15 protein-coding genes, 4 tRNA genes and 1 pseudogene are annotated in these 19,168 nt (G+C 62.4%); 7 read left to right on the top strand and 13 right to left on the bottom strand.

Features of this window, described 5'->3' with window-relative positions:
* Window positions 1-34 precede the first annotated feature (34 nt).
* Window positions 35-1,813 carry an acyl-CoA dehydrogenase gene (locus C8K66_RS05765; protein ID WP_046384173.1) on the bottom strand — a complete coding sequence of 593 codons (1,779 nt, stop codon included), beginning with the start codon at window positions 1,811-1,813 and terminating at the stop codon, window positions 35-37.
* Between the two features lie 259 nt (window positions 1,814-2,072).
* On the opposite strand from C8K66_RS05765, the gene C8K66_RS05760 reads away from it, so the two are divergent.
* Window positions 2,073-3,092: an AraC family transcriptional regulator gene (locus C8K66_RS05760; protein WP_108524436.1), complete on the top strand. Its 1,020-nt coding sequence runs from the start codon at window positions 2,073-2,075 to the stop codon at window positions 3,090-3,092.
* Between the two features lies 1 nt (window position 3,093).
* On the opposite strand, the gene C8K66_RS05755 is transcribed toward C8K66_RS05760, so the two are convergent.
* Complete coding sequence (locus C8K66_RS05755) at window positions 3,094-4,140, bottom strand: AraC family transcriptional regulator (protein ID WP_046384175.1); 1,047 nt, start codon at window positions 4,138-4,140, stop codon at window positions 3,094-3,096.
* A 161-nt stretch (window positions 4,141-4,301) separates the two neighbouring features.
* On the opposite strand from C8K66_RS05755, the gene C8K66_RS05750 reads away from it, so the two are divergent.
* Both C8K66_RS05750 and C8K66_RS05745 read left to right on the top strand, forming a co-directional pair.
* Window positions 4,302-5,153, top strand: coding sequence for a 3-hydroxybutyryl-CoA dehydrogenase (locus C8K66_RS05750; RefSeq protein ID WP_017846817.1), 852 nt, complete (start codon window positions 4,302-4,304; stop codon window positions 5,151-5,153).
* Window positions 5,146-5,760, top strand: coding sequence for a TetR/AcrR family transcriptional regulator (locus C8K66_RS05745; RefSeq protein WP_017846816.1), 615 nt, complete (start codon window positions 5,146-5,148; stop codon window positions 5,758-5,760). The genes C8K66_RS05750 and C8K66_RS05745 overlap by 8 nt, the downstream gene beginning before the upstream one ends.
* A 6-nt stretch (window positions 5,761-5,766) precedes the next feature.
* On the opposite strand, the gene C8K66_RS05740 is transcribed toward C8K66_RS05745, so the two are convergent.
* Both C8K66_RS05740 and C8K66_RS05735 read right to left on the bottom strand, forming a co-directional pair.
* On the bottom strand, window positions 5,767-6,402 hold the full coding sequence (locus C8K66_RS05740; RefSeq protein WP_017846815.1) for a response regulator transcription factor: 636 nt from the start codon (window positions 6,400-6,402) through the stop codon (window positions 5,767-5,769).
* Window positions 6,403-6,418: 16 nt separating this feature from the next.
* Entirely contained in the window at window positions 6,419-7,918 is a 1,500-nt protein-coding gene (locus C8K66_RS05735) for an ATP-binding protein (protein ID WP_108524435.1), read from the bottom strand.
* A gap of 261 nt (window positions 7,919-8,179) precedes the next feature.
* On the opposite strand from C8K66_RS05735, the gene C8K66_RS05730 reads away from it, so the two are divergent.
* Window positions 8,180-9,802, top strand: coding sequence for an acyl-CoA synthetase (locus C8K66_RS05730; protein ID WP_017846813.1), 1,623 nt, complete (start codon window positions 8,180-8,182; stop codon window positions 9,800-9,802).
* Window positions 9,803-10,084: 282 nt separating this feature from the next.
* On the opposite strand, the gene C8K66_RS05725 is transcribed toward C8K66_RS05730, so the two are convergent.
* The 4 genes from C8K66_RS05725 to C8K66_RS05710 all read right to left on the bottom strand — a co-directional run bounded on the left by C8K66_RS05725 (window position 10,085) and on the right by C8K66_RS05710 (window position 10,497).
* Window positions 10,085-10,160, bottom strand: a tRNA-Gly gene (locus C8K66_RS05725).
* 3 nt (window positions 10,161-10,163) lie between these two features.
* A tRNA-Glu gene (locus C8K66_RS05720) sits at window positions 10,164-10,239 on the bottom strand.
* Between the two features lie 104 nt (window positions 10,240-10,343).
* Window positions 10,344-10,419: transfer RNA gene (locus C8K66_RS05715), tRNA-Gly, on the bottom strand.
* A 2-nt stretch (window positions 10,420-10,421) separates the two neighbouring features.
* Window positions 10,422-10,497, bottom strand: a tRNA-Glu gene (locus tag C8K66_RS05710).
* 357 nt (window positions 10,498-10,854) lie between these two features.
* Here C8K66_RS05710 and C8K66_RS05705 point away from each other — a divergent pair.
* Window positions 10,855-11,625 carry a hypothetical protein gene (locus C8K66_RS05705; protein WP_046384177.1) on the top strand — a complete coding sequence of 257 codons (771 nt, stop codon included), beginning with the start codon at window positions 10,855-10,857 and terminating at the stop codon, window positions 11,623-11,625.
* 117 nt (window positions 11,626-11,742) lie between these two features.
* Window positions 11,743-12,555: an alpha/beta fold hydrolase gene (locus C8K66_RS05700; protein ID WP_108524434.1), complete on the top strand. Its 813-nt coding sequence runs from the start codon at window positions 11,743-11,745 to the stop codon at window positions 12,553-12,555.
* Between the two features lie 39 nt (window positions 12,556-12,594).
* Here the strand turns inward: C8K66_RS05700 and C8K66_RS31545 are convergent, their stop codons facing one another.
* From C8K66_RS31545 to C8K66_RS05685, 4 genes and pseudogenes are all read right to left on the bottom strand, one after another.
* Window positions 12,595-13,437 (bottom strand): methyl-accepting chemotaxis protein, encoded by an 843-nt coding sequence (locus C8K66_RS31545; protein WP_371928132.1) that lies wholly within the window; start codon window positions 13,435-13,437, stop codon window positions 12,595-12,597.
* 18 nt (window positions 13,438-13,455) lie between these two features.
* A pseudogene (locus C8K66_RS31540) lies at window positions 13,456-13,617 on the bottom strand (HAMP domain-containing protein); the annotation flags it as partial.
* Window positions 13,618-14,677: 1,060 nt separating this feature from the next.
* Window positions 14,678-16,090: a PLP-dependent aminotransferase family protein gene (locus C8K66_RS05690; protein ID WP_046384179.1), complete on the bottom strand. Its 1,413-nt coding sequence runs from the start codon at window positions 16,088-16,090 to the stop codon at window positions 14,678-14,680.
* A 202-nt stretch (window positions 16,091-16,292) separates the two neighbouring features.
* Window positions 16,293-17,054: an SDR family oxidoreductase gene (locus C8K66_RS05685; protein ID WP_046384180.1), complete on the bottom strand. Its 762-nt coding sequence runs from the start codon at window positions 17,052-17,054 to the stop codon at window positions 16,293-16,295.
* A gap of 228 nt (window positions 17,055-17,282) precedes the next feature.
* On the opposite strand from C8K66_RS05685, the gene C8K66_RS05680 reads away from it, so the two are divergent.
* The gene (locus C8K66_RS05680; protein WP_046384181.1) at window positions 17,283-18,290 is read left to right on the top strand and encodes an NADP-dependent oxidoreductase; all 1,008 of its coding nucleotides are present in this window, start codon (window positions 17,283-17,285) and stop codon (window positions 18,288-18,290) included.
* Window positions 18,291-18,354: 64 nt separating this feature from the next.
* Here the strand turns inward: C8K66_RS05680 and pyrF are convergent, their stop codons facing one another.
* On the bottom strand, window positions 18,355-19,053 hold the full coding sequence (gene pyrF / locus C8K66_RS05675) for an orotidine-5'-phosphate decarboxylase (protein WP_017846795.1): 699 nt from the start codon (window positions 19,051-19,053) through the stop codon (window positions 18,355-18,357).
* Window positions 19,054-19,168 lie beyond the last annotated feature (115 nt).

Raw genomic sequence — 19,168 nt, 5'->3', positions numbered from 1 at the left:
CTCAAAAAAGTTAGGCACAAAAACCAACGCGCTGTCAGAACTGTTCTTCATCCAACGCCATGATGCTCGCGCTCCCAGCGCTGACCGCCGCCAACAATGCGTGTACCCGCGGCAACAATTGCTCCGCGTAGAAGCGTGCGCTGACGCCCTTGGCCTTGAGGAAGGCCGCATCGCCCGTGCCGGCTTCCAACTGCGCATGCGCCTGCACAGCAGAACGCGCCATGAGCCAGCCGCCCGACAGGTAGCCGAAGAGCATCAGGAAGTTGACGCTGACACTGCCGGCCCAATCCGCATCGTGCTTGGCGTTGTCGAGTAACCGCGACAAGGCCTCGCGCCCGGCGCCGAGCGCAGCGGCCAGTGCCACGGCCTGATAGTCGAGGGCATCGATGTGACGCAGTTGCTCGACGGTTTCATCCATTTCCTCGAGCAGGCTGTTCAGTAACGCGCCTTGGTTCAGCAGGGTCTTGCGCCCCACCAGGTCGAGCGCCTGAATGCCGGTGGTGCCTTCATAAATGGTCAGGATGCGCGCATCGCGATAATGCTGCGCCGCGCCGGTCTCTTCGATGAAGCCCATGCCGCCGTGGATTTGCACGCCGAGGGAGGTGACTTCCTGGGCCAGTTCGGTCAGCCAGCCTTTGACGATCGGGGTGAACACATCGACCCGCCCTTGGTGATGGCGCGCCAGTTCCGGCGTGGGCGCATGCGCGGCACGGTCGACTTCGGCGGCGGCCACCAGCGACAACGCGCGCATCGCTTCGATGGACGCTTTCATCTGCAACAGCATCCGGCGCACATCGGGAAAGTGGATGATCGAGAAACGGCTGCCATCCTTGCGCGTGCCCTGCAGACGGTCCTTGGCGTATTGACGGGCCTGCTGGTAAGCGCGCTCGGCAATCGACAGCCCCTGCAGGCCGACACTCTGGCGGGCGTGGTTCATCATGGTGAACATGCAGGCCAGGCCCATGTGCGGCTCGCCAAGCAGATAACCGACGGCCCCTTCGGGATCGCCGAAATTCATCACGCAGGTCGGGCTGCCATGAATGCCCAGTTTGTGTTCCAGGGAGATGCACTGCACGCGGTTGCGCACACCCGGCTGGCCCTGGGCATCGAGCAGGAACTTGGGCACCACGAACAGCGAAATGCCTTTGACGCCCGCCGGCGCATCCGGCAAGCGTGCCAGGACCAAATGCACGACGTTGTCGGTCATCTGGTGATCGCCCCAGGTGATGAAAATCTTCTGCCCGGTGATCAGATAGTGGTCGCCCTGGGGCACGGCGCGGCTCTTGATGGCCGCCAGATCGGAGCCGGCATCCGGCTCGGTCAGGTTCATCGTCCCGGTCCACTCGCCGCTCACCAGTTTTTCCAGGTAGGCGCCTTGCAGTTCGGCCGAGCCGTGATGGGCGATGGCTTCGATGGCGCCCTGGGTCAACATGGGGCACAAGGCGAACGCCATATTGGCTGAGTGCCAGATCTCATTGACGGCCGTGCCGATCACGTTCGGCAGGTTCTGCCCGCCATGTTGCTCCGCAGCGGTCAACGAGGGCCAGCCGCCTTCCTGGAATTGCCGATATGCCTCGGCAAAACCCGGTGCCTCTTGCACACCCTGCTCCCCCAGGTGCGTACCTTGGGTATCACCGACCCGGTTGAGCGGCGCCAGCACGCCGGAGCCCAAGCGGCCTGCCTCGCTCAAGATGGCGCTGACCAACTCGCTGTTGACATCCTGAAGCTGGGCGCTCGCGCACAACTGCTCAAATCCGACCAGTTCCTCCAGCACGAATTCGGTGTCGCGGTACGGATGGGCATAACCACTCATTGTTACTTTCCTCATTCACTCGTTAGACAGGCCGCTACACCCTTCGCCCGCTACCCCATGCCAGGTAATTGACCAAAACGGCCATTACCTTAAAAACCTGGGTCGGTAGCAAGCAGGGACGGCGCCAGCAGCGCAAAGCTCTATTCAGCTTCCTCCGATCCAGCCCCGCGTGGCAATTACCAAATCAGTCGAAAAACAGACATAAACGGACAGTCACTTTTGGCTAAACTAACCTCCCCTGCTGCCGGACTCCTGAACGATGGGCATCGAGCGTTATTCCATCTCCATGTACTTCGCCCACATCCTGATGGCGGCTGCGCGCCGCCTCGCGCTGGACGAAGAGGTATTGCTCAAGGAAGCCGGCATCAGCCGCAAGCGCCTGGACAACCTGCACCTGCGCATCACCCCCGACCAGTTCAGTCGCTTGATGCAGGCCGTGTGGCGCTTGAGTGATGATGAGTTTTTCGGCGCAGGTTCACAGCGCTGCCCGAAGGGCTGCTTCGCGATAATGGCCAAGCAAGTGATCCACTCGCACAACCTGCATTCGGTGTATTACAAGCTCAGCCATTTCTACAACGTGATGAACGACTCCCTGCACCTGGAGCTGAAAGTCGTCGGTGATGAGGCCATGTTTTCCATGGCCTTGAGCGACCCGAGCCTGGACCCCGGTTACCTGTTGAGGGGGTTTTTACTCTTGCTCTGGCATCGTTTCCCCAGTTGGCTGATCGGCCAGCGGATCACGCTCAAGCGGGTGACGTTCGACCATCCCGAGCCTGCCCATTCAGCGGAATACCGCTTGATGTTTCCGTGCCCCACGCATTTTGACCAACCCGAGACCTGCCTGGTGTTCGACGCCCGGATGCTCACCGCGCCGCTGGTACAAACCGCGGAAACCCTGGCCTACCACCTGCAGCGCGCACCGGTGGACTGGTTCACCCGCCCCGCCTATTACCCGGTTTACACGCGACGGGTGCTGGACCACCTGGAGAACGTCAGCGATCTCGCCAAGGCCACCATCCAGAGCACCGCCAGTGAGCTGCACCTGACGGAAAGAACGCTGCGGCGCAAGCTGCTGGCCGAAGGCAGCAAGTTCCAGAAACTCAAGGACGGGGTACGCCGCGACATGGCCATTCATTACTTGAGCCAGACGTCGATGTCGATCAACCAGACCTCGCAACAGCTGGGGTTCTCGGACCCTTCGGCGTTCACCCGGGCCTTTCGCCAATGGACCGGCGAGTTACCCAGGACTTACCGCGACGCGGCGCTCAACCGAAAATGACTCAGGCGTCCAGGCGCGCAGGCCGCGACACTTTGCCCTGGACCCGCTCGCGGTAACGCCCCGGGCTTTCGCCGGTCCACTTCTTGAACGCGCGATGGAATGCGCTGGGTTCCTGAAAACCGCATTGCGCGGCGATTTCACCGATGCTGGCGCGCGTCTGGCAGAGCAGTTCCAGCGCCAGGCTGCGGCGCACTTCGTCCTTGATCTCCTGAAACGAGCAACCTTCGCGCTCCAATCGGCGGCGCAAGGTGCTGGGGCTCATGTGCAAATCCACGGCCAGATCCTCCAGCGCCGGCCACTGGCTGTAGTGGCTGCCACGCAGGCGTTGGTAGACCTGGGTCGCCATGCCGTCCTGGTTGCGAAAGCGGATCACCAGCCATTGCGGCGCGCTGCGCAGAAACACCTTGAGCGACGCCAGGTCCTGCACCACGGCCAGACGCAGGTAGCTGCTGGCGAACTCGATTTCGGTGCGGGCCGCGCCAAACGTCAGGTTGTAGCCCCACAGCAATTGATCGTCGCTGAGCGGCGCACGCACATGGCGAAAGTCGGCGCGATCGATGGGCACGCGGCGTCCGCCCAGCCAGCACAGCAGGCTGATCATCAGTACCAGGAAGGTTTCCTCACCGTAACGCCGGGTGTCCTCATCGCCGCCGCCAACTTCCAGGCTGAGTACCGCGCGCTTGCCATGCACGCTGAGGCTGCCGCGAAAGTCGCGCAGGAACAGGGCGAAACTGGCCAGGCACTGGGTGAGCGCCTTGCCCAGGTTCGGCTCCTGGATCAGGCCACGGCAGATCAGGGCGAAACTGCCCGGCGGCATGCCGTGGGAGTCCAGGCGGAAGAACTCGTCGTTCAACTCACGGATCTGAATCAGCCATAACGCCGCAAACGCGCTGGCCGGCACCCGGGCCTCGGGCTGGGTCAGCAACGCCGGCGCGATGCCCGCTTCGCACAGCACCGCGGCGAGCCGCTCGGGCTGATCGCGCAGTGCATGGATCATGACCTGCACGAAGTAGACGGCAACCGAATCCTTTTCCCGGGTGGGCATCATTCTGAGTTCCTGTAGCGGACACATGGTAAGAAACGCCAATACAACTGACAGGTTTCGGCATAGGCCGCCACATTGTCGGGCCCTAGACTCTCGCCCAATGGACCGTATTGCAAGGCATGTCTGCCGTGCGACGGCAGCGCACAATTGAAGAGAGACTGACGATGAATCTGCAGAATATCGGCGTGATCGGCGCGGGCACCATGGGTAACGGCATCGCCCAGATCTGCGCCGTGGCCGGCATCAACGTGACCTTGCTGGACATCTCCGCCGGCGCCCTGGAAAAAGCCCTGGCCACCGTGGGCAAGAACCTCGATCGCCAAGTCAGCAAGGGCATCCTCAGCGAACCCCAGAAGCATACGGCGCTGGGCAAGATCCGCACCAGCACCGACTACGCCAGCCTGGCGAATGCCCAATGGGTCATCGAGGCGGCCACGGAAAACCTCGAACTGAAGCGGCGCGTGCTGCAACAGATCGCCGCTCATGTCGATGAGCAATGCGTGATTGCCTCCAATACGTCTTCGCTGTCCATCACCGAACTGGCGGCCGGCGTTAACGCCCCCGAGCGCTTTATCGGCCTGCATTTTTTCAACCCGGTGCCGGTGATGGGCCTGATCGAAGTGATCCGTGGCCTGCAGACCAGCGACACGACCCACGCCCAGGCCATCGAGCTGGCGCAGCACCTGGGCAAGACTGCGATCACCGCCGGCAACCGCCCGGGTTTCGTGGTCAACCGGATTCTGGTGCCGATGATCAACGAAGCAATCCTGGTGTTCCAGGAAGGCCTGGCCAGCGCCGAAGACATCGACGCCGGCATGTGCCTGGGCTGCAACCAGCCGATCGGCCCGCTGGCCCTGGCCGACCTGATCGGCCTGGACACCTTGCTGGCGATCCTCGAAGCGTTCTACGAGGGCTTCCAGGACAGCAAATACCGCAGCGCGCCGCTGCTCAAGGAAATGGTGGCCGCCGGTTACCTGGGGCGCAAGACCGGGCGCGGCTTCCATACCTATGGCTGAGTATCGCTCGCGCTTGTGCGAACACCGCAACAAGGCCCTGGAGTTGCTCGCCAGTAAAGGCTTCGGTCAAGTCGGCATGCGCGAGCTGGCCAGCAGCCTGGGGTTGACCCCGGGCTCGCTGTACCACCACTACCCCAGTAAGCAGCACCTGCTGCTGGATTGGATCGAAGAGTTCTACGAAGAACTGCTGACCACCCTGGGGCGCGTCGAGCAACGGCCGCGCTCACGCCAGGACAACCTGCAACGGCTGATCCACGCCCACCTGAATTTGCATCGAGAGATGCCATGGCACTTCCGCCTGGTGGAGCGTGATTGCGGCTGCCTCACGGAAGACCAGCAGCTACGGGTCCGGCAGTTGCGCGAACAATACGAGCGCCGACTGCTGCAAATGCTCGGGCGACCGCGGCGGCTGAGTGTCCACGCCCTGCAAGCGGCCGGCCACGCGATCGCCACGCTGCTGAACAATGCGCCGAGCTGGCTGGCCGGGCAGGCGCTGGATGATGCCGAACGCACCGAGTTACTGGAAAACCTGCTGACCGGCGCCATCGAGCGCGTGCTGGCAACAAGGGCCAGCGACCGGCCGAGCCTGCAGATTGCCGTGGCCTGAGGCCTATCAGCGCAATTGCAGGGGGTCCACCAGGCCGGCGGCAATCGCCATCCCTACCAGCTCCGGCAAATGGCTGGCCGCCATGCGCTTCATGACCCGCGCGCGATACAGATCGATGGTCTTGACGCTGACGCCCAACTGCTCGGCGATTTCGCGGTTGGTATAACCCTGCACCAACGGCAGCAATACATCGCGCTCGCGTGGCGTGAGTTGCTGCAGCCGCGCCTGTACCCGCGCCGGCCCTTCACCGAGGCTCTGGCGATGATCGGCCTTGCTCAGGGCCTGCAGGACACTGTCCAGCAGCAACTGTTCGTTGTAGGGTTTCTCGATAAAGTCATGCGCCCCGGCCTTGAACGCGCGGACCACAATCGGCACATCGGCGTGGCCGCTGACGAAAATCACCGGCAGGTGCAAATCACGGCTGCGCATGTGCTCCTGAACATTCAGGCCGCCCATGCCCGGCATGCGTACATCCAGCAGCACACAGGCGTTGAGGCGGCTGTCGCAGGCGTCGAGAAACTCGCGGCCACTGGTAAACGGCAGCGCCTTGAGGCCCACCGATTCGAGCAACCAGACGGTCGAGTCGAGCATCCCCTGGTCGTCATCCACCACATACACCACCTGTTCCGTCACGCTCACCATCGCTTGATTCCTCTTCTTATTGTGGAGCGCCGCTCTGCGCGAGCGTGGGCAAGCGGCAGCACATTTGCAGCCCGACCGGCATCGGTTCGGCCTGCAACTCGCCACCGAAGCCTTCGATAATGCTGCGGCTCATGGACAAGCCCAGGCCCAGGCCATTGGCCTTGCTGGTATAGAACGGCGTGAATATCTGTTCCAACTGCGCCGGCGAGACACCGGGGCCCTGATCGCTCACGTCGATCTGCACCCACCCGTCACGCTGCGCCAAGGCACTCATGACGATGAGCGAGGGCTGGCCGGGATGGGCTTCGCGATTCGCCTCGATGGCATTGCGCAGCAGGTTCAGCAGCACCTGTTCCAGCAACACCCGGTCGGCGTAAATCAGCGGCAGATTATCCGGCAGGCGATCCTCGATCGTCACCTGACAATCGCTGGCCTCCCAGGCACACAGGCGCACCGCTTCGCGGGCGACCTCGCCGGGGTTCAGCGCCTCCATGCGGCGGCGCCCCTTGCGCAGAAACGCACGCAAGCGCTTGATCACTTGCGCGGCGTGATTGGCATGCACCGAGATCCGCTCCAGGCCTTGAGCCACCCGTTCGGCCGCCGGCGAATCGCTGCCCATTGCGGCCAGATAACGCTGGCTGGCGTTGGCGTAATTGACCACCGCCGCCAGCGGCTGATTCATTTCATGGGCGATACCCGATGCCAGTTCACCCAGGGTCACCACGCGCGCGGTGTGCGCCAGTTCGTCCTGATGATGGCGTTGCTGGGCCTCGCGCAGCTCGCGTTCGGTCAGGGTGGTTTCCTCGGCCTGGACCCTGGCAGTGATGTCGCGGGACACGCTGACCACCTCCACCACCGCGCCGGTGTAGGTCTCGCGGATCGCCCGGCAGGCGGTTTCGAACCACAGGTAATGGCCCTGGCGATGGCGGATGCGATAGGTCATGGTGTAATAACCGTCCTGCTCCAGGCCCTCCCGGGCGCGCCGCACCAACCCCGCCAAGCCCTGCCGATGGAACAGGCGCTGTGCCCGAGTCCCGCGCAATTCCCCCGGCCAATAGCCCAGCAAGGCCCAGGAAGCCGGTGAAGCGTCGAGAAAAGCGCCATCCGGGGTGTGCCGGGAAATCAGGTCGGTGGTGTTTTCGATGATCAGCCGATACAGGCGCCGCGCCTTGGTGGATTCGCGCTCGGCGACAATCTGCGCGCTGGCTTCCCGGCAGCGCGCCAGCACGCGGTTTTCACCCGGGTCGGGAATGAACGTCCACACCAGAATGCGCTCGGCGAACTGTGCCTCGACGTTTTCGATCGCCCGCTGCTGCCCCAGGCACGCCTGCACCAGCGGCAAGCAATTGATCGGCAACAGGTTCATACAATCGACCAGGGACAACTGCTCAAGCAACGCCAGCAGCGCGGCGTTGAACTCCAGCGGCCGAGCCTGGGCATCGAGCAGCAGACTCGGCTGCGGGTCATGCCTGAGCAGCGGCGAACCGCCTGTCAAGCGCACGGAGTTGCCGATCATCATGGAACCTATACAGGGAGGGGAACGTCGAGGTCAGCGGAAGCGTTTCATCAAGATATAGTACATATACTATACAACACAGGTAGTACTTCCATATATCTGCGCGGACAGTATATAAAAGCCGCCGGAGAAGTCATTGAGCTTTTCCCGCAGGGACCGGCGTGCCAACGATAAAGCCTCAAGGCCGGCACCGTCAGCTTAACTGCCGTTACCAGCGTCTCGAACAATAGAGCTAATAATCAGCCACCGGGTATCCGCACCATGTCCATTTTCGACCAAGGCCTCGAGCCGACCAGCGTTAATCACATTGCTCTTTCGCCTTTAAGCTTCATTGAACGCACTGCCAGCGTTTATCCCGATTACCCTGCCGTGATCCACGGATCGATACGCGCCACCTGGGCGCAAACCTACAGCCGTTGCCGGCGCCTGGCCTCGGCCCTGGCCGGTCGCGGGATCGGCAAAAACGACACCGTGGCCGTCATGCTGCCCAACATCCCGGCCATGCTCGAAGCGCATTTTGGCGTGCCGATGATTGGCGCGGTACTCAATGCCCTCAACGTGCGCCTGGATGCCGAGGCCATCGCCTTCATGCTCGCGCATGGCGAAGCCAAGGTACTGATCGCCGACCGTGAGTTCCACGATGTGGTGCATGCGGCCATCGGCATGCTTGACCATCCGCCGCTGGTCATCGACGTCGACGACCCGGAATACGGCGAAGGCCAGCCGGTCAGCGACCTGGACTACGAGGCGTTTCTCGCAGAGGGCGATCCGGATTTCGCCTGGCAGTGGCCTGCAGACGAATGGCAAGCCATCTCGCTGAACTACACCTCGGGCACGACCGGCAACCCCAAGGGTGTGGTCTACCACCACCGCGGGGCCTACCTGAACTCCCTGGGCAACCAAATGATCTGGGCGATCGGCAACCACCCGGTGTACCTGTGGACGCTGCCGATGTTCCACTGCAACGGCTGGTGCTACCCGTGGATCATCACGGCCTTGGCCGGGGTCCATGTGTTTCTGCGCCGCGTCGACCCACAGAGAATCCTCAACCTGATCCGCGAGCATCAGGTCACCCACTTGTGTGGCGCGCCAATCGTGCTCAACGCCCTGGTGAACATGCCCGACTCGGCCAAGGCTGCCATCGACCACCCGGTGAACGCGATGGTCGCCGGCGCGGCGCCACCCGCCAAGGTGATCGGCGCCGTGGAAGAAATGGGCATCAAGGTGATCCACGTCTACGGCCTGACCGAAGTGTACGGCCCAGTGACCCTGTGCGCCTGGCACTCGGAATGGGATGAGCTGCCCCTGGAAGAACGCGCCCAGATCAAGGCGCGCCAGGGCGTGCGCTACCCGACCCTGGAAGGCGTGATGGTCGCCGACCCGAAAACCCTCGAACCCACCCCCCATGATGGCCACACCATCGGTGAGATTTTCATGCGGGGCAACACGGTGATGAAAGGCTATCTGAAGAACCCGACGGCAACCGCCGAAGCGTTCGAAGGCGGCTGGTTCCACACCGGCGACCTGGCGGTGACCCATCCTGACGGCTATGTCGAAATCCGCGACCGGCTCAAGGACATCATCATCTCCGGCGGCGAGAACATCTCCACCATCGAACTCGAAGGTGTGCTGTACCGCCACCCGGCAATCCTCGAAGCCGCGGTCGTCGCCCGCCCCGATGAAAAATGGGGTGAAACGCCGTGCGCCTTCGTCACCCTCAAGGCCGACCACCAGAACGTCCGCGAAGCCGACATCATCAGCTTCTGTCGCGAACACCTGGCGGGCTTCAAGGTGCCACGCACGGTGGTGTTCACACAGTTGCCGAAGACGTCGACAGGCAAGATCCAGAAGTTCATGCTGCGCGACATGGCGAAAAAGCTCTAGGCCGTTTCCATCAAGCCCGAACGCTGCGCGCACACGCTCGTGTCCGATTGAACGGCATGGACGCTAGCTGACGGGACTGATGCAGCCAACCTCAAACCGATGCCCTCCTCTATGGAGGGCATTGTTTTTTGTGCAGGTGCGGTTGAGGTGTGCCGGATAGCCCGAAGCGCTCAAGCCACCCTCAGCAGATGCAATATTTGATTTATCGCAGAAACGAAAAAAGACGCCGAAGCGTCTTTTTTTCGCTGACTCCCAGGCCCATGGACACTGCGAATCAAAAATTGGAGCGGGAAACGAGACTCGAACTCGCGACCCCGACCTTGGCAAGGTCGTGCTCTACCAACTGAGCTATTCCCGCAAATGGCGTCCCCTAGGGGACTCGAACCCCTGTTACCGCCGTGAAAGGGCGGTGTCCTAGGCCACTAGACGAAGGGGACACGCTACTGAAACACATGGTGTGTATTTCAGTGCCCAGAGGCCTCGTCCGAAGACTTGGTCCTGGTTTCACTCAATGCCGCCCGAAGGCAACACTGCTTAAAAATGGAGCGGGAAACGAGACTCGAACTCGCGACCCCGACCTTGGCAAGGTCGTGCTCTACCAACTGAGCTATTCCCGCATTGGCGTCCCCTAGGGGACTCGAACCCCTGTTACCGCCGTGAAAGGGCGGTGTCCTAGGCCACTAGACGAAGGGGACACACGTACAACATTCACTCCCTGCCGCGTTTCGCTGTGTGCTTTACGCTGCAAGTGGCGCGCATTCTATGGATGGATTGAAAGGTCGTCAACCCCCCAGGATAAATTTATTTAAATCAATGACTTCGCCCCCCTTTCCAGGCCCGTGCGGGCATTCTGCGCGTCCGCGCCTTGACGCCTATATTCTGGCGCCCGACAAGACGCTATAGTTCGCTCAGCAACTGATGGCATTGTGCATCTACGCAGGGAATGCTTACGTATATAGAAGAAACTACCTGGGCAACTGGTCGAACAGTCCTATCCGGCAGATGTCTCAGTCACTACACTCCACAGCAAACCCTATAAAGAGGTCGCACCGGTGACACCACTCATGATCACCCTGCTGGTAATAGCCGGGATCGCAATACTGATCGCCATTGGCTATATGAACCATGTGGTGGAAAACAACAAACTGGAAAAGCAACGCACCGTGATCGAGCTTAATGACCGGCTGCGTCGCTGTGGTGAAATCACCGAGACCTTCCCCGGCCAGTTGATGACTCCGGCACTCAAGCTGCTGCTGACCCGCCTGGAACTCAACGTCAACCAGCGCTTGTTGCACCTCAACAAGTCCAGCGCACCGCTCAAGGCGCGGATCGCCGAACTGAATGCGCTGGTGGCCCAGGGCGAATCGATCCCGGTCAACAACCCGCCCGGCCCGATCCAGACCGAAGCCAAGGCCAAGGACGTGCGCTTCCTGCTCGAAGCCCTGCACGGCCAGGTCACCCGCGCCGCCCAGGACGGTTTCCTGCCGGCCAATGAAGCCAAGCACTGGATCAGGGAGATTCGCCACATCCTGGTCCTGCTGCACATCGAGTTCTTCAACAACCTCGGCCAGCATGCCCTGCAACAGAACCAGCCGGGCCAGGCGCGCCTGGCCTTCGAGCGCGGCGTGCAGTACCTGCGCAAACAGCCTGAGCCGGCGATCTACAGAGAGCAACTGCAATTGCTGGAGAGTCAATTGGCGCGCGCCAACTCCACGGTGCTGACCAACAGCAAACCGGCGGAAGATGAAGTCAACGAACTGACCGAAGGCCTGAAAGTCGCCGACACCGATGCCGAATGGAAGAAAAAAGTCATCTACGACTGACCTCCCCCACCCCATGTGGCGAGCGCTCCTCGCCACATGCCATCATTTAGCATCTATCCCCTCGCCGCCGACTCGCGTACAAAAGTCCCCCTCACTCCGTGAAGTTAGAGGCCCGCTATGCCTGTCGCCGTGATTGATGGACAACCGCTGCACTATGTTGACCAGGGCCGCGGCCCGGTCGTCCTGCTGGGTTCGAGTTACCTGTGGGACCGCGCCATGTGGGCACCGCAGATCGAAGCGCTGTCGCAGCAATACCGCGTGATCGTCCCCGAACTGTGGGGCCACGGCGAGTCCGGGCCGCTGCCGGCGCACACGCGCTCCCTGGACGACCTGGCGCGCCAGGCCCTGGCACTGCTCGACCAATTGCAGATTGCCCAGGTCAATCTGGTGGGTTTGTCGGTCGGCGGCATGTGGGGCGCACGCCTGGCCCTGCTGGCGCCCGAGCGGGTCAACAGCCTGGTGCTGATGGACACCTACCTCGGCGCCGAACCCGAGGCCACGCGCCAACACTACTTTTCGCTGTTCAAGATGATCGAAGACGCCGGCGCCATCCCCGAGCCGCTGCTGGATGTGGTCGCGCCGATCTTTTTCCGCCCGGGTATCGACCGCGCATCGGCGCTGTACCAGGATTTCCGCAAAGTCTTGCAGGGCTACCCCACGGCGCGCCTGCTGGACAGCGTCGTGCCCCTGGGCCGGCTGATCTTCAGCCGCGCAGATGTGCTGGAGCAGTTGTCACGCCTGGACGCCGACACCACCCTGGTGCTGTGCGGCGAACAGGACACGCCTCGCCCACCCGCCGAGTCCGAGCAGATGGCCAGCCTGATCGGCTGCGGCCTGAGCCTGATTCCCGACGCCGGGCATATCTCCAGCCGCGAGAACCCGGACTTCGTCAATGAAGCGCTGCTGACCTTCCTCGCCAACCACGCCTGATCGCGCCCCGGCCCTTTGATCGCGGCCCGGCGGCGGCGATCAAAGGCGGAAGTGCCCCACCATGCCCTTGAGTTCCGCGCCCAACCGCGCCAGCGCAATACTCGACGCGGCATTGCCTTGCATGCTCAACGCCGATTGATCGGCACTCGCGCGAATGCTGGTGACGCTGCGGTTGATCTCTTCGGCCACCGAGCTCTGTTGCTCGGCCGCCGCCGCAATCTGCTGATTCATTTGTTGGATCAATGACACCGCGACCGCAATGCTGCCCAGCGCGCTTTCGGTTTCCAGCGCATCGCTGACGGCCAGCTTCACCAACTCGCCGCTCTGCTGGATCTGCTGCACCGACGCTTGCGCCGCGCTGCGCAAGGTGCCGACCAGGCGCTCGATCTCCTCGGTCGATTGCTGGGTGCGCTTGGCCAGCGCCCGCACTTCATCGGCCACCACCGCAAAACCACGGCCTTGCTCACCGGCGCGCGCGGCCTCGATGGCTGCGTTGAGCGCCAGCAGGTTGGTCTGTTCGGCCACGCTTTTGATCACGCTCAACACGCTGCCGATGTTCTGGATTTCGCTGCTGAGGCTGTCGATGCTGGCGCTCGCGCTGGTGCTGGACGTGGCCAGCTGTTCGATGCGCTGCAAACTCTGGCGCACCACCTGCTGGCCGCTGTCGACTTTGTCATCGGCGGTCTGCGCAGCCTGTGCGGCCTCTTCGGCGTTGCGCGCCACATCGTGGACCGTGGCGGTCATCTGGTTCATCGCCGTGGCGACCTGCTCGGTTTCTTCCTTCTGGCTGCTGACCTCGATGTTGGTCTGCTCGGTGACGCTGGACAGCGAATGCGCCGAACTGGCCAATTGCTCGATGCCCGCTTGCAGCCTGCTGACCATATCGCTCAAGCCGCTGCCCATCTGTTGCATCGCCTGCATCAACTGGCCGATTTCATCGCGGCGGCTGACGTCCATGCGCCCGCTCAAATCACCGGCTGCGATCTGCTGGGCCACCGCGATCACCCGGCGCAGCGGCGCGACGATCAACCGGGTAATCACCCAGGCCGCAATCAAGCCCATCAACAGCGCCAGGGCCGAAGAGCCGATGATCAGCAGCGCGCTTTTCTTCAACTGCGCCTGCATCGACTGATCTTCGGCGGCATACGCCTGGTCGACGCGGCCGACCACTTGGTCGGCGCGATCATGCAATTGTTTGTAGACCACTTTTTCCTGGGCCAGCAGGCCGGTGTATTCGCCGAGCTTTTCATTGAACGCAGCGATATGCCCGCCGACCTCATTGAGCACCGTCTGGTAACCGGCGTCCTTGACCGAGGTCTTCAGTAATTCGACCTGGGCCAGCGCCTGCTCGGCCTGTTCGATCTTGCCTTGTTCGGCGTTGTCTTCCTGCCCTTTGCGGCTCTGATCGAGGCGCACATGGGCCTCGTTCATGGCTTGCAGCATCAACCGCGAAACCTGGCTGACCTGCCCCGCCTGCTCGATAAACTCGGCGCCCTCCTTGCCCTGGCTTTCCTTGAGGCCATAGGCGCCATCGTCGGCCAGGCCGGCCTGCAACACATCGAGGTTATTGGCCACGCTGGACACCGACCAACTGGCCATTTCCAGTGCCAGGTCCTTGGTCTGGGTCAGTTCGACGAACTCATCGAACGCCTTGCGGTAAGCCGCCAGGGCCTGCTCGACCTCGGTCATCAACGGCACGTTGGTCGCAGACTCGGCCTTGAGGCTGGCGGCCAGGGCGGCCAAGGCGTCGACTTGCTCATGCAGGGCGTCGACGGACTTGGGGTCGGCGTGCAGCGCGTAGTCCTGCTCGATCAAACGCACCTTGAGCAGCCCGCTGTTGAGCGAAGACATGCTCTTGAGGCCCTCGAAACGCAGGCCAACGGTTTGCAGGGACCACACGCCAATCGCTGCGACCAACGCAGTCAACAGCAGCACCAGGCTGAAGCCCAAACCCAGTTTTTTCGCCATACCGAGGTTGGCGAAACGTCGTTGCACGGCCGAAATCATTGCACTTGAATCCTCTTGCAATGGCGGATGCCATCAAGTCCGGTTTCCCAGCAGCGAGATTCGCAACCCCAAGGCCCTGAACACAAGTCGTTGGCGCCACAATAATGGCAAAAAGCTACACACTCGTCGTTTTCAGAATGGTCGAGGTCGATCTGGCGGGCCCCGCGGCGCGGAACAACGCCAGGGCCCGCTGATCAGCAGCATAGGCCACATTGATGCGCTGCCACTCGCTGTGTTCACCCGTGGGGCTGAACAGCGCCCCCGGCGACATCAACACGCCGAGTTGCCGCGCACACGCCTGCAAGCGTGAACGGTCGGCCATGCGAGGCCGCGCCCAGACAAACATGCCGCCGGCGGGCACGGCGAACACCTGCCATTCCTCATCCTCCAGCACCTGCAAGGTCGCGGCCATTTGCGCGTTCAGGCGTTTGCGCAGGCGCTGCACCCATTTGCGATAGGTGCCGTTGGCCAGCAACGTGGCCATCACCGCTTCGGCAAAACGCGAGGTGCCGATGCCGGTGAGTGTCTTGAGGTGTACCAATTGCGCAATGATCGGCGAACTGGCGCTGAGGTAGCCGACGCGCAGGGCACTGCTGAGGGTCTTGGAAAAACTCGAGACATAGATCACCCGGTCATCATGGGGCAGCGCCGAGAGCCGCGTGCAACTGGCGTGTTGCAGGTCGGCGTAGACATCTTCTTCGATGATCAGAAAGTCTTCGCTGTGCGCCAGCGCCAGCAAACGCTCGGCCACCTTGCGGCACAGGCTGGTGCCGGTGGGGTTGTGATACAGGCTGTTGATAAACAGGCACTTGGGACGATGGCAGCGCAGCAGGGCTTCCAGCGCCGGGACGTCCGGGCCGCCCTGGGTACGCGGCACTTCCAGCAGCGTGACGCCGTGGAAGGCCAACTGACGAAAGAGGTTGCCATAACCGGGGGTTTCCACGACCACCGTGTCGCCGGCCTTGAGCAAGGTGCGGATCAGCAGGTCCTGGGCATGGCTGGCGCCATGGGTGGTGAGAATGCGGTCGAGGCTGGTGGCCACGTGAATCTGGGTCAGGCGCTTGAGCAGTTGCTCGCGCAGCGCCGGCAGCCCCAGTGGCGTGCTGTAGTTGAACAGGCCGCCGGTATCGATGCGGCTGACTTCGCGGATCGCGTAGCTGATGTCATCGCTTTCGCGCCAGGCGTCCGGCAGCCAACCGCAGCCGAGTTTCAACTCGCCCAACGGGCTGTCGGTGAAAGCGCCCCACTCTCGCTCCGCGCCTTCATACCAGTGGCGTTCCTGAGCCACTGGCGGCTGCGCCACCACAAACCCGGAGCCCTGCTTCGAGGTCAGCAGGCCCTGGGCCTCCATGCGCTCGAATGCCTCGATCACGCTGGACTGGCTGAGCAGGTTGTCGAGGGCCAGTTGGCGGATGGACGGCAAGCGTGTACCGGGGCTGACCCCGCTCTTGCGAATCCATTCCGCCACCGCGCTGACGATTTGCTGCACCACCGGTACAAGGGCTTGTCGATCGATCCCTAAATCCATGAGCCACTCACTTAACTATCTGTTATTCAACCCAAAACAGTTAAGCACAGAAGCCCGCTCCAACCGGTCGCCAACAGTAACTAAAGTATTGATTTTATTGACTTATTTACCTCCTGATACACATTGGATCACGGCGTTTTGCCAGCTATGGAAATGCCCCACAGCACCTCAAACTTTTTCGAATGAGGTGCGGCTTGGAGTCCTAGATCGCGGTGGCGCCGCCGTCCACTGCCAGGGCGTGGCCGGTGGTGAACGCCGCACCGTCACTGCACAGGTACAACACCGCACTGGCGATTTCCTCGACCTTGCCGATGCGCCCGACCGGGTGCATGGCCGCGGCGAATTCGGCTTTGCGCGGGTCAGCTTCATAGGCACGGCGGAACATGTCGGTGTCGATCACGGCCGGGCATACCGCGTTGACGCGGATGTTCTTTTTCGCGTACTCGATGGCCGCCGATTTGGTCAGGCCGATCACCGCGTGCTTGGACGCGGCATAGATGCTCATCTTCGGCGCAGCGCCCAGCCCCGCCACCGACGCGGTGTTGACGATCGCACCAGCGCCCTGGGCCAGCAGCAACGGCAATTGGTACTTCATGCACAACCACACGCCCTTGACGTTGACGCCCATGATCGCGTCGAACTCATCGAGGGTGCCGTCCGCCAGCTTGCCTTTCTCGATCTCGATCCCGGCGTTGTTAAAGGCGTAGTCCAGGCGGCCATACGCGGCAATGGTCTGCGCCATCAATTGCTGCACATCGGCTTCCAGGGTGACGTTGCAGCGCACGAACTGCGCCTCGCCACCGGCCTCGCGGATCAGCGCGACAGTGCCTTCGCCGCCCGCTACGTCGAGGTCGGCAACCACTACCTTCAAACCTTCGGCGGCAAACGCCAGCGCGGTGGCGCGGCCAATACCGGCGGCGGCGCCGGTGACCAGGGCGACCTGGCCGGAAAACGTCATGCTCATGGGGGATGTCCTATGGGAGAGATAGCCGTGGGCCGAGTCTAGCCAAGCCCGACACGGGCGCGTCAGCACTATCAGAAGGCCGGTTAGCGCTGCATGAATCACAATGATAAGACCGCCCGGCTGACTATCATCGAAGCCTATCGCCAAGCATTCGCAGCCCTCGGCCGACCTTGCTCGCAGGCCATTATGGGTCTATCAATCAGGCTTCATTTCTCAAGAGTCCTTGCCATGACTGCCCAGACCAACCGCCAGTTCCTGCTCGCCAAACGCCCGGTCGGCGCGGCCACGCGGGAGACCTTCACCTACCAGGAAGTGCCGGTGGGCACGCCACAGGATGGGCAGGTGCTGGTGCGCAACGAATACCTGTCCCTCGACCCGGCCATGCGCGGCTGGATGAATGAGGGCAAATCCTACATTCCGCCCGTCGGCATCGGCGAAGTGATGCGGGCGCTGGGTGTAGGCAAGGTAATCGCCTCGAACACCCCTAAATTCGCCGTCGGGGACTACGTGAACGGCGCCCTGGGGGTGCAGGATTACTTCCTCGGCGAGCCGCGTGGTTTCTACAAGGTCGACCCCACGCTTGCGCCCCTGCCGCGCTACCTGTCGGCGCTGGGCATGACCGGCATGACCGCCTACTTCGCCCTGCTCGAGACCGGCGCACCCAAGGCCGGCGAAACCGTGGTGATCTCCGGCGCGGCCGGGGCGGTGGGCAGCATTGCCGGGCAGATCGCCAAGATCAAAGGCTGCCGCGTGGTGGGCATTGCCGGTGGCGCCGACAAGTGCAAGTTCCTGGTGGATGAACTGGGCTTCGACGCCGCCATCGATTACAAACACGAAGACCTGCCCGCCGCGCTCAAGCGCGAGTGCCCCAAGGGCGTGGATGTGTATTTCGATAACGTCGGCGGCGACATTCTCGACGCCGTGCTCAGCCGCCTGGCGTTGAAAGCCCGCGTAGTGATCTGCGGTGCGATCAGCCAGTACAACAACAAGGACGCGGTAAAAGGCCCGGCCAACTACCTGTCATTGCTGGTCAATCGCGCACGCATGGAAGGCTTCGTGGTGATGGATCACGCGGCGAACTTTGCCGCCGCCGGGCAGGAAATGGCCGGCTGGATGGCGCAGGGCAAGCTCAAGAGCAAGGAAGACATTGTGGAAGGACTGGAGACGTTCCCGGAGACGCTGATGAAGCTGTTCAACGGGGAGAACTTCGGCAAGCTGGTGCTCAAAGTCAGCTGATACACAGCAGATGTCAATGTGGGAGGGGGCTTGCCCCCTTCCCACATGGTTGATCGGTGATCGATCAGGCGATCTCGGCGACCACTGCCGCCAATGCCTTGGCCGGGTCCGCCGCCTGGCTGATCGGGCGGCCGATCACCAGGTAGTCCGAGCCGGCGTCCAGGGCCTGACGCGGCGTGAGGATACGGCGCTGGTCATCCTGGGCGCTGCCCGCCGGGCGAATCCCCGGGGTGACCAATTGCAGCGACGGGTGGGCGGTCTTGAGCGCCCGGGCTTCCAGCGCTGAACAGACCAAGCCATCGAGGCCGGCTTTTTGCGCCAGGGCCGCCAGGCGCAGCACTTGCTCCTGAGGTTCGATATCCAGGCCGATCGCGGCCAGGTCTTCGCGCTCCATGCTGGTCAGCACGGTCACACCGATCAGCAAGGGTTTAGGGCCGCTGCGCTGTTCCAACACTTCACGGCAGGCGGCCATCATGCGCAGGCCGCCGGAGCAGTGTACATTGACCATCCACACGCCCATTTCGGCGGCAGCCTTGACCGCCATCGCGGTGGTGTTGGGGATGTCGTGGAATTTCAGGTCGAGGAACACCTCGAAACCTTTGTCACGCAGCGTGCCGACGATGTCCGCGGCGCAACTGGTGAACAGTTCCTTGCCGACCTTGACCCGACACAGCTTCGGGTCCAACTGGTCAGCCAGCTTCAGTGCGGCGTCACGGGTGGGGTAATCCAGGGCGACGATGATAGGAGTCTGGCAGACGGACATTGGAATGGGCTCTCAGGCAAGTCGAAATCGGCGCGAATTGTAGCGCAAGCGACGCCGTTGCGGGATCCGATGATCGGTAAATACTGACCAAGCGCACTCAGGCGGACCTTTCGGC

Origin of the sequence: Pseudomonas sp. GV105 (assembly GCF_003058185.1) — a bacterium.
GTDB classification, from domain to species: Bacteria; Pseudomonadota; Gammaproteobacteria; order Pseudomonadales; family Pseudomonadaceae; genus Aquipseudomonas; species Aquipseudomonas veronii.
The sequence above is the reverse complement of the archived record's forward strand: the minus strand, read 5'-3'. Positions and strand labels throughout refer to the sequence as shown.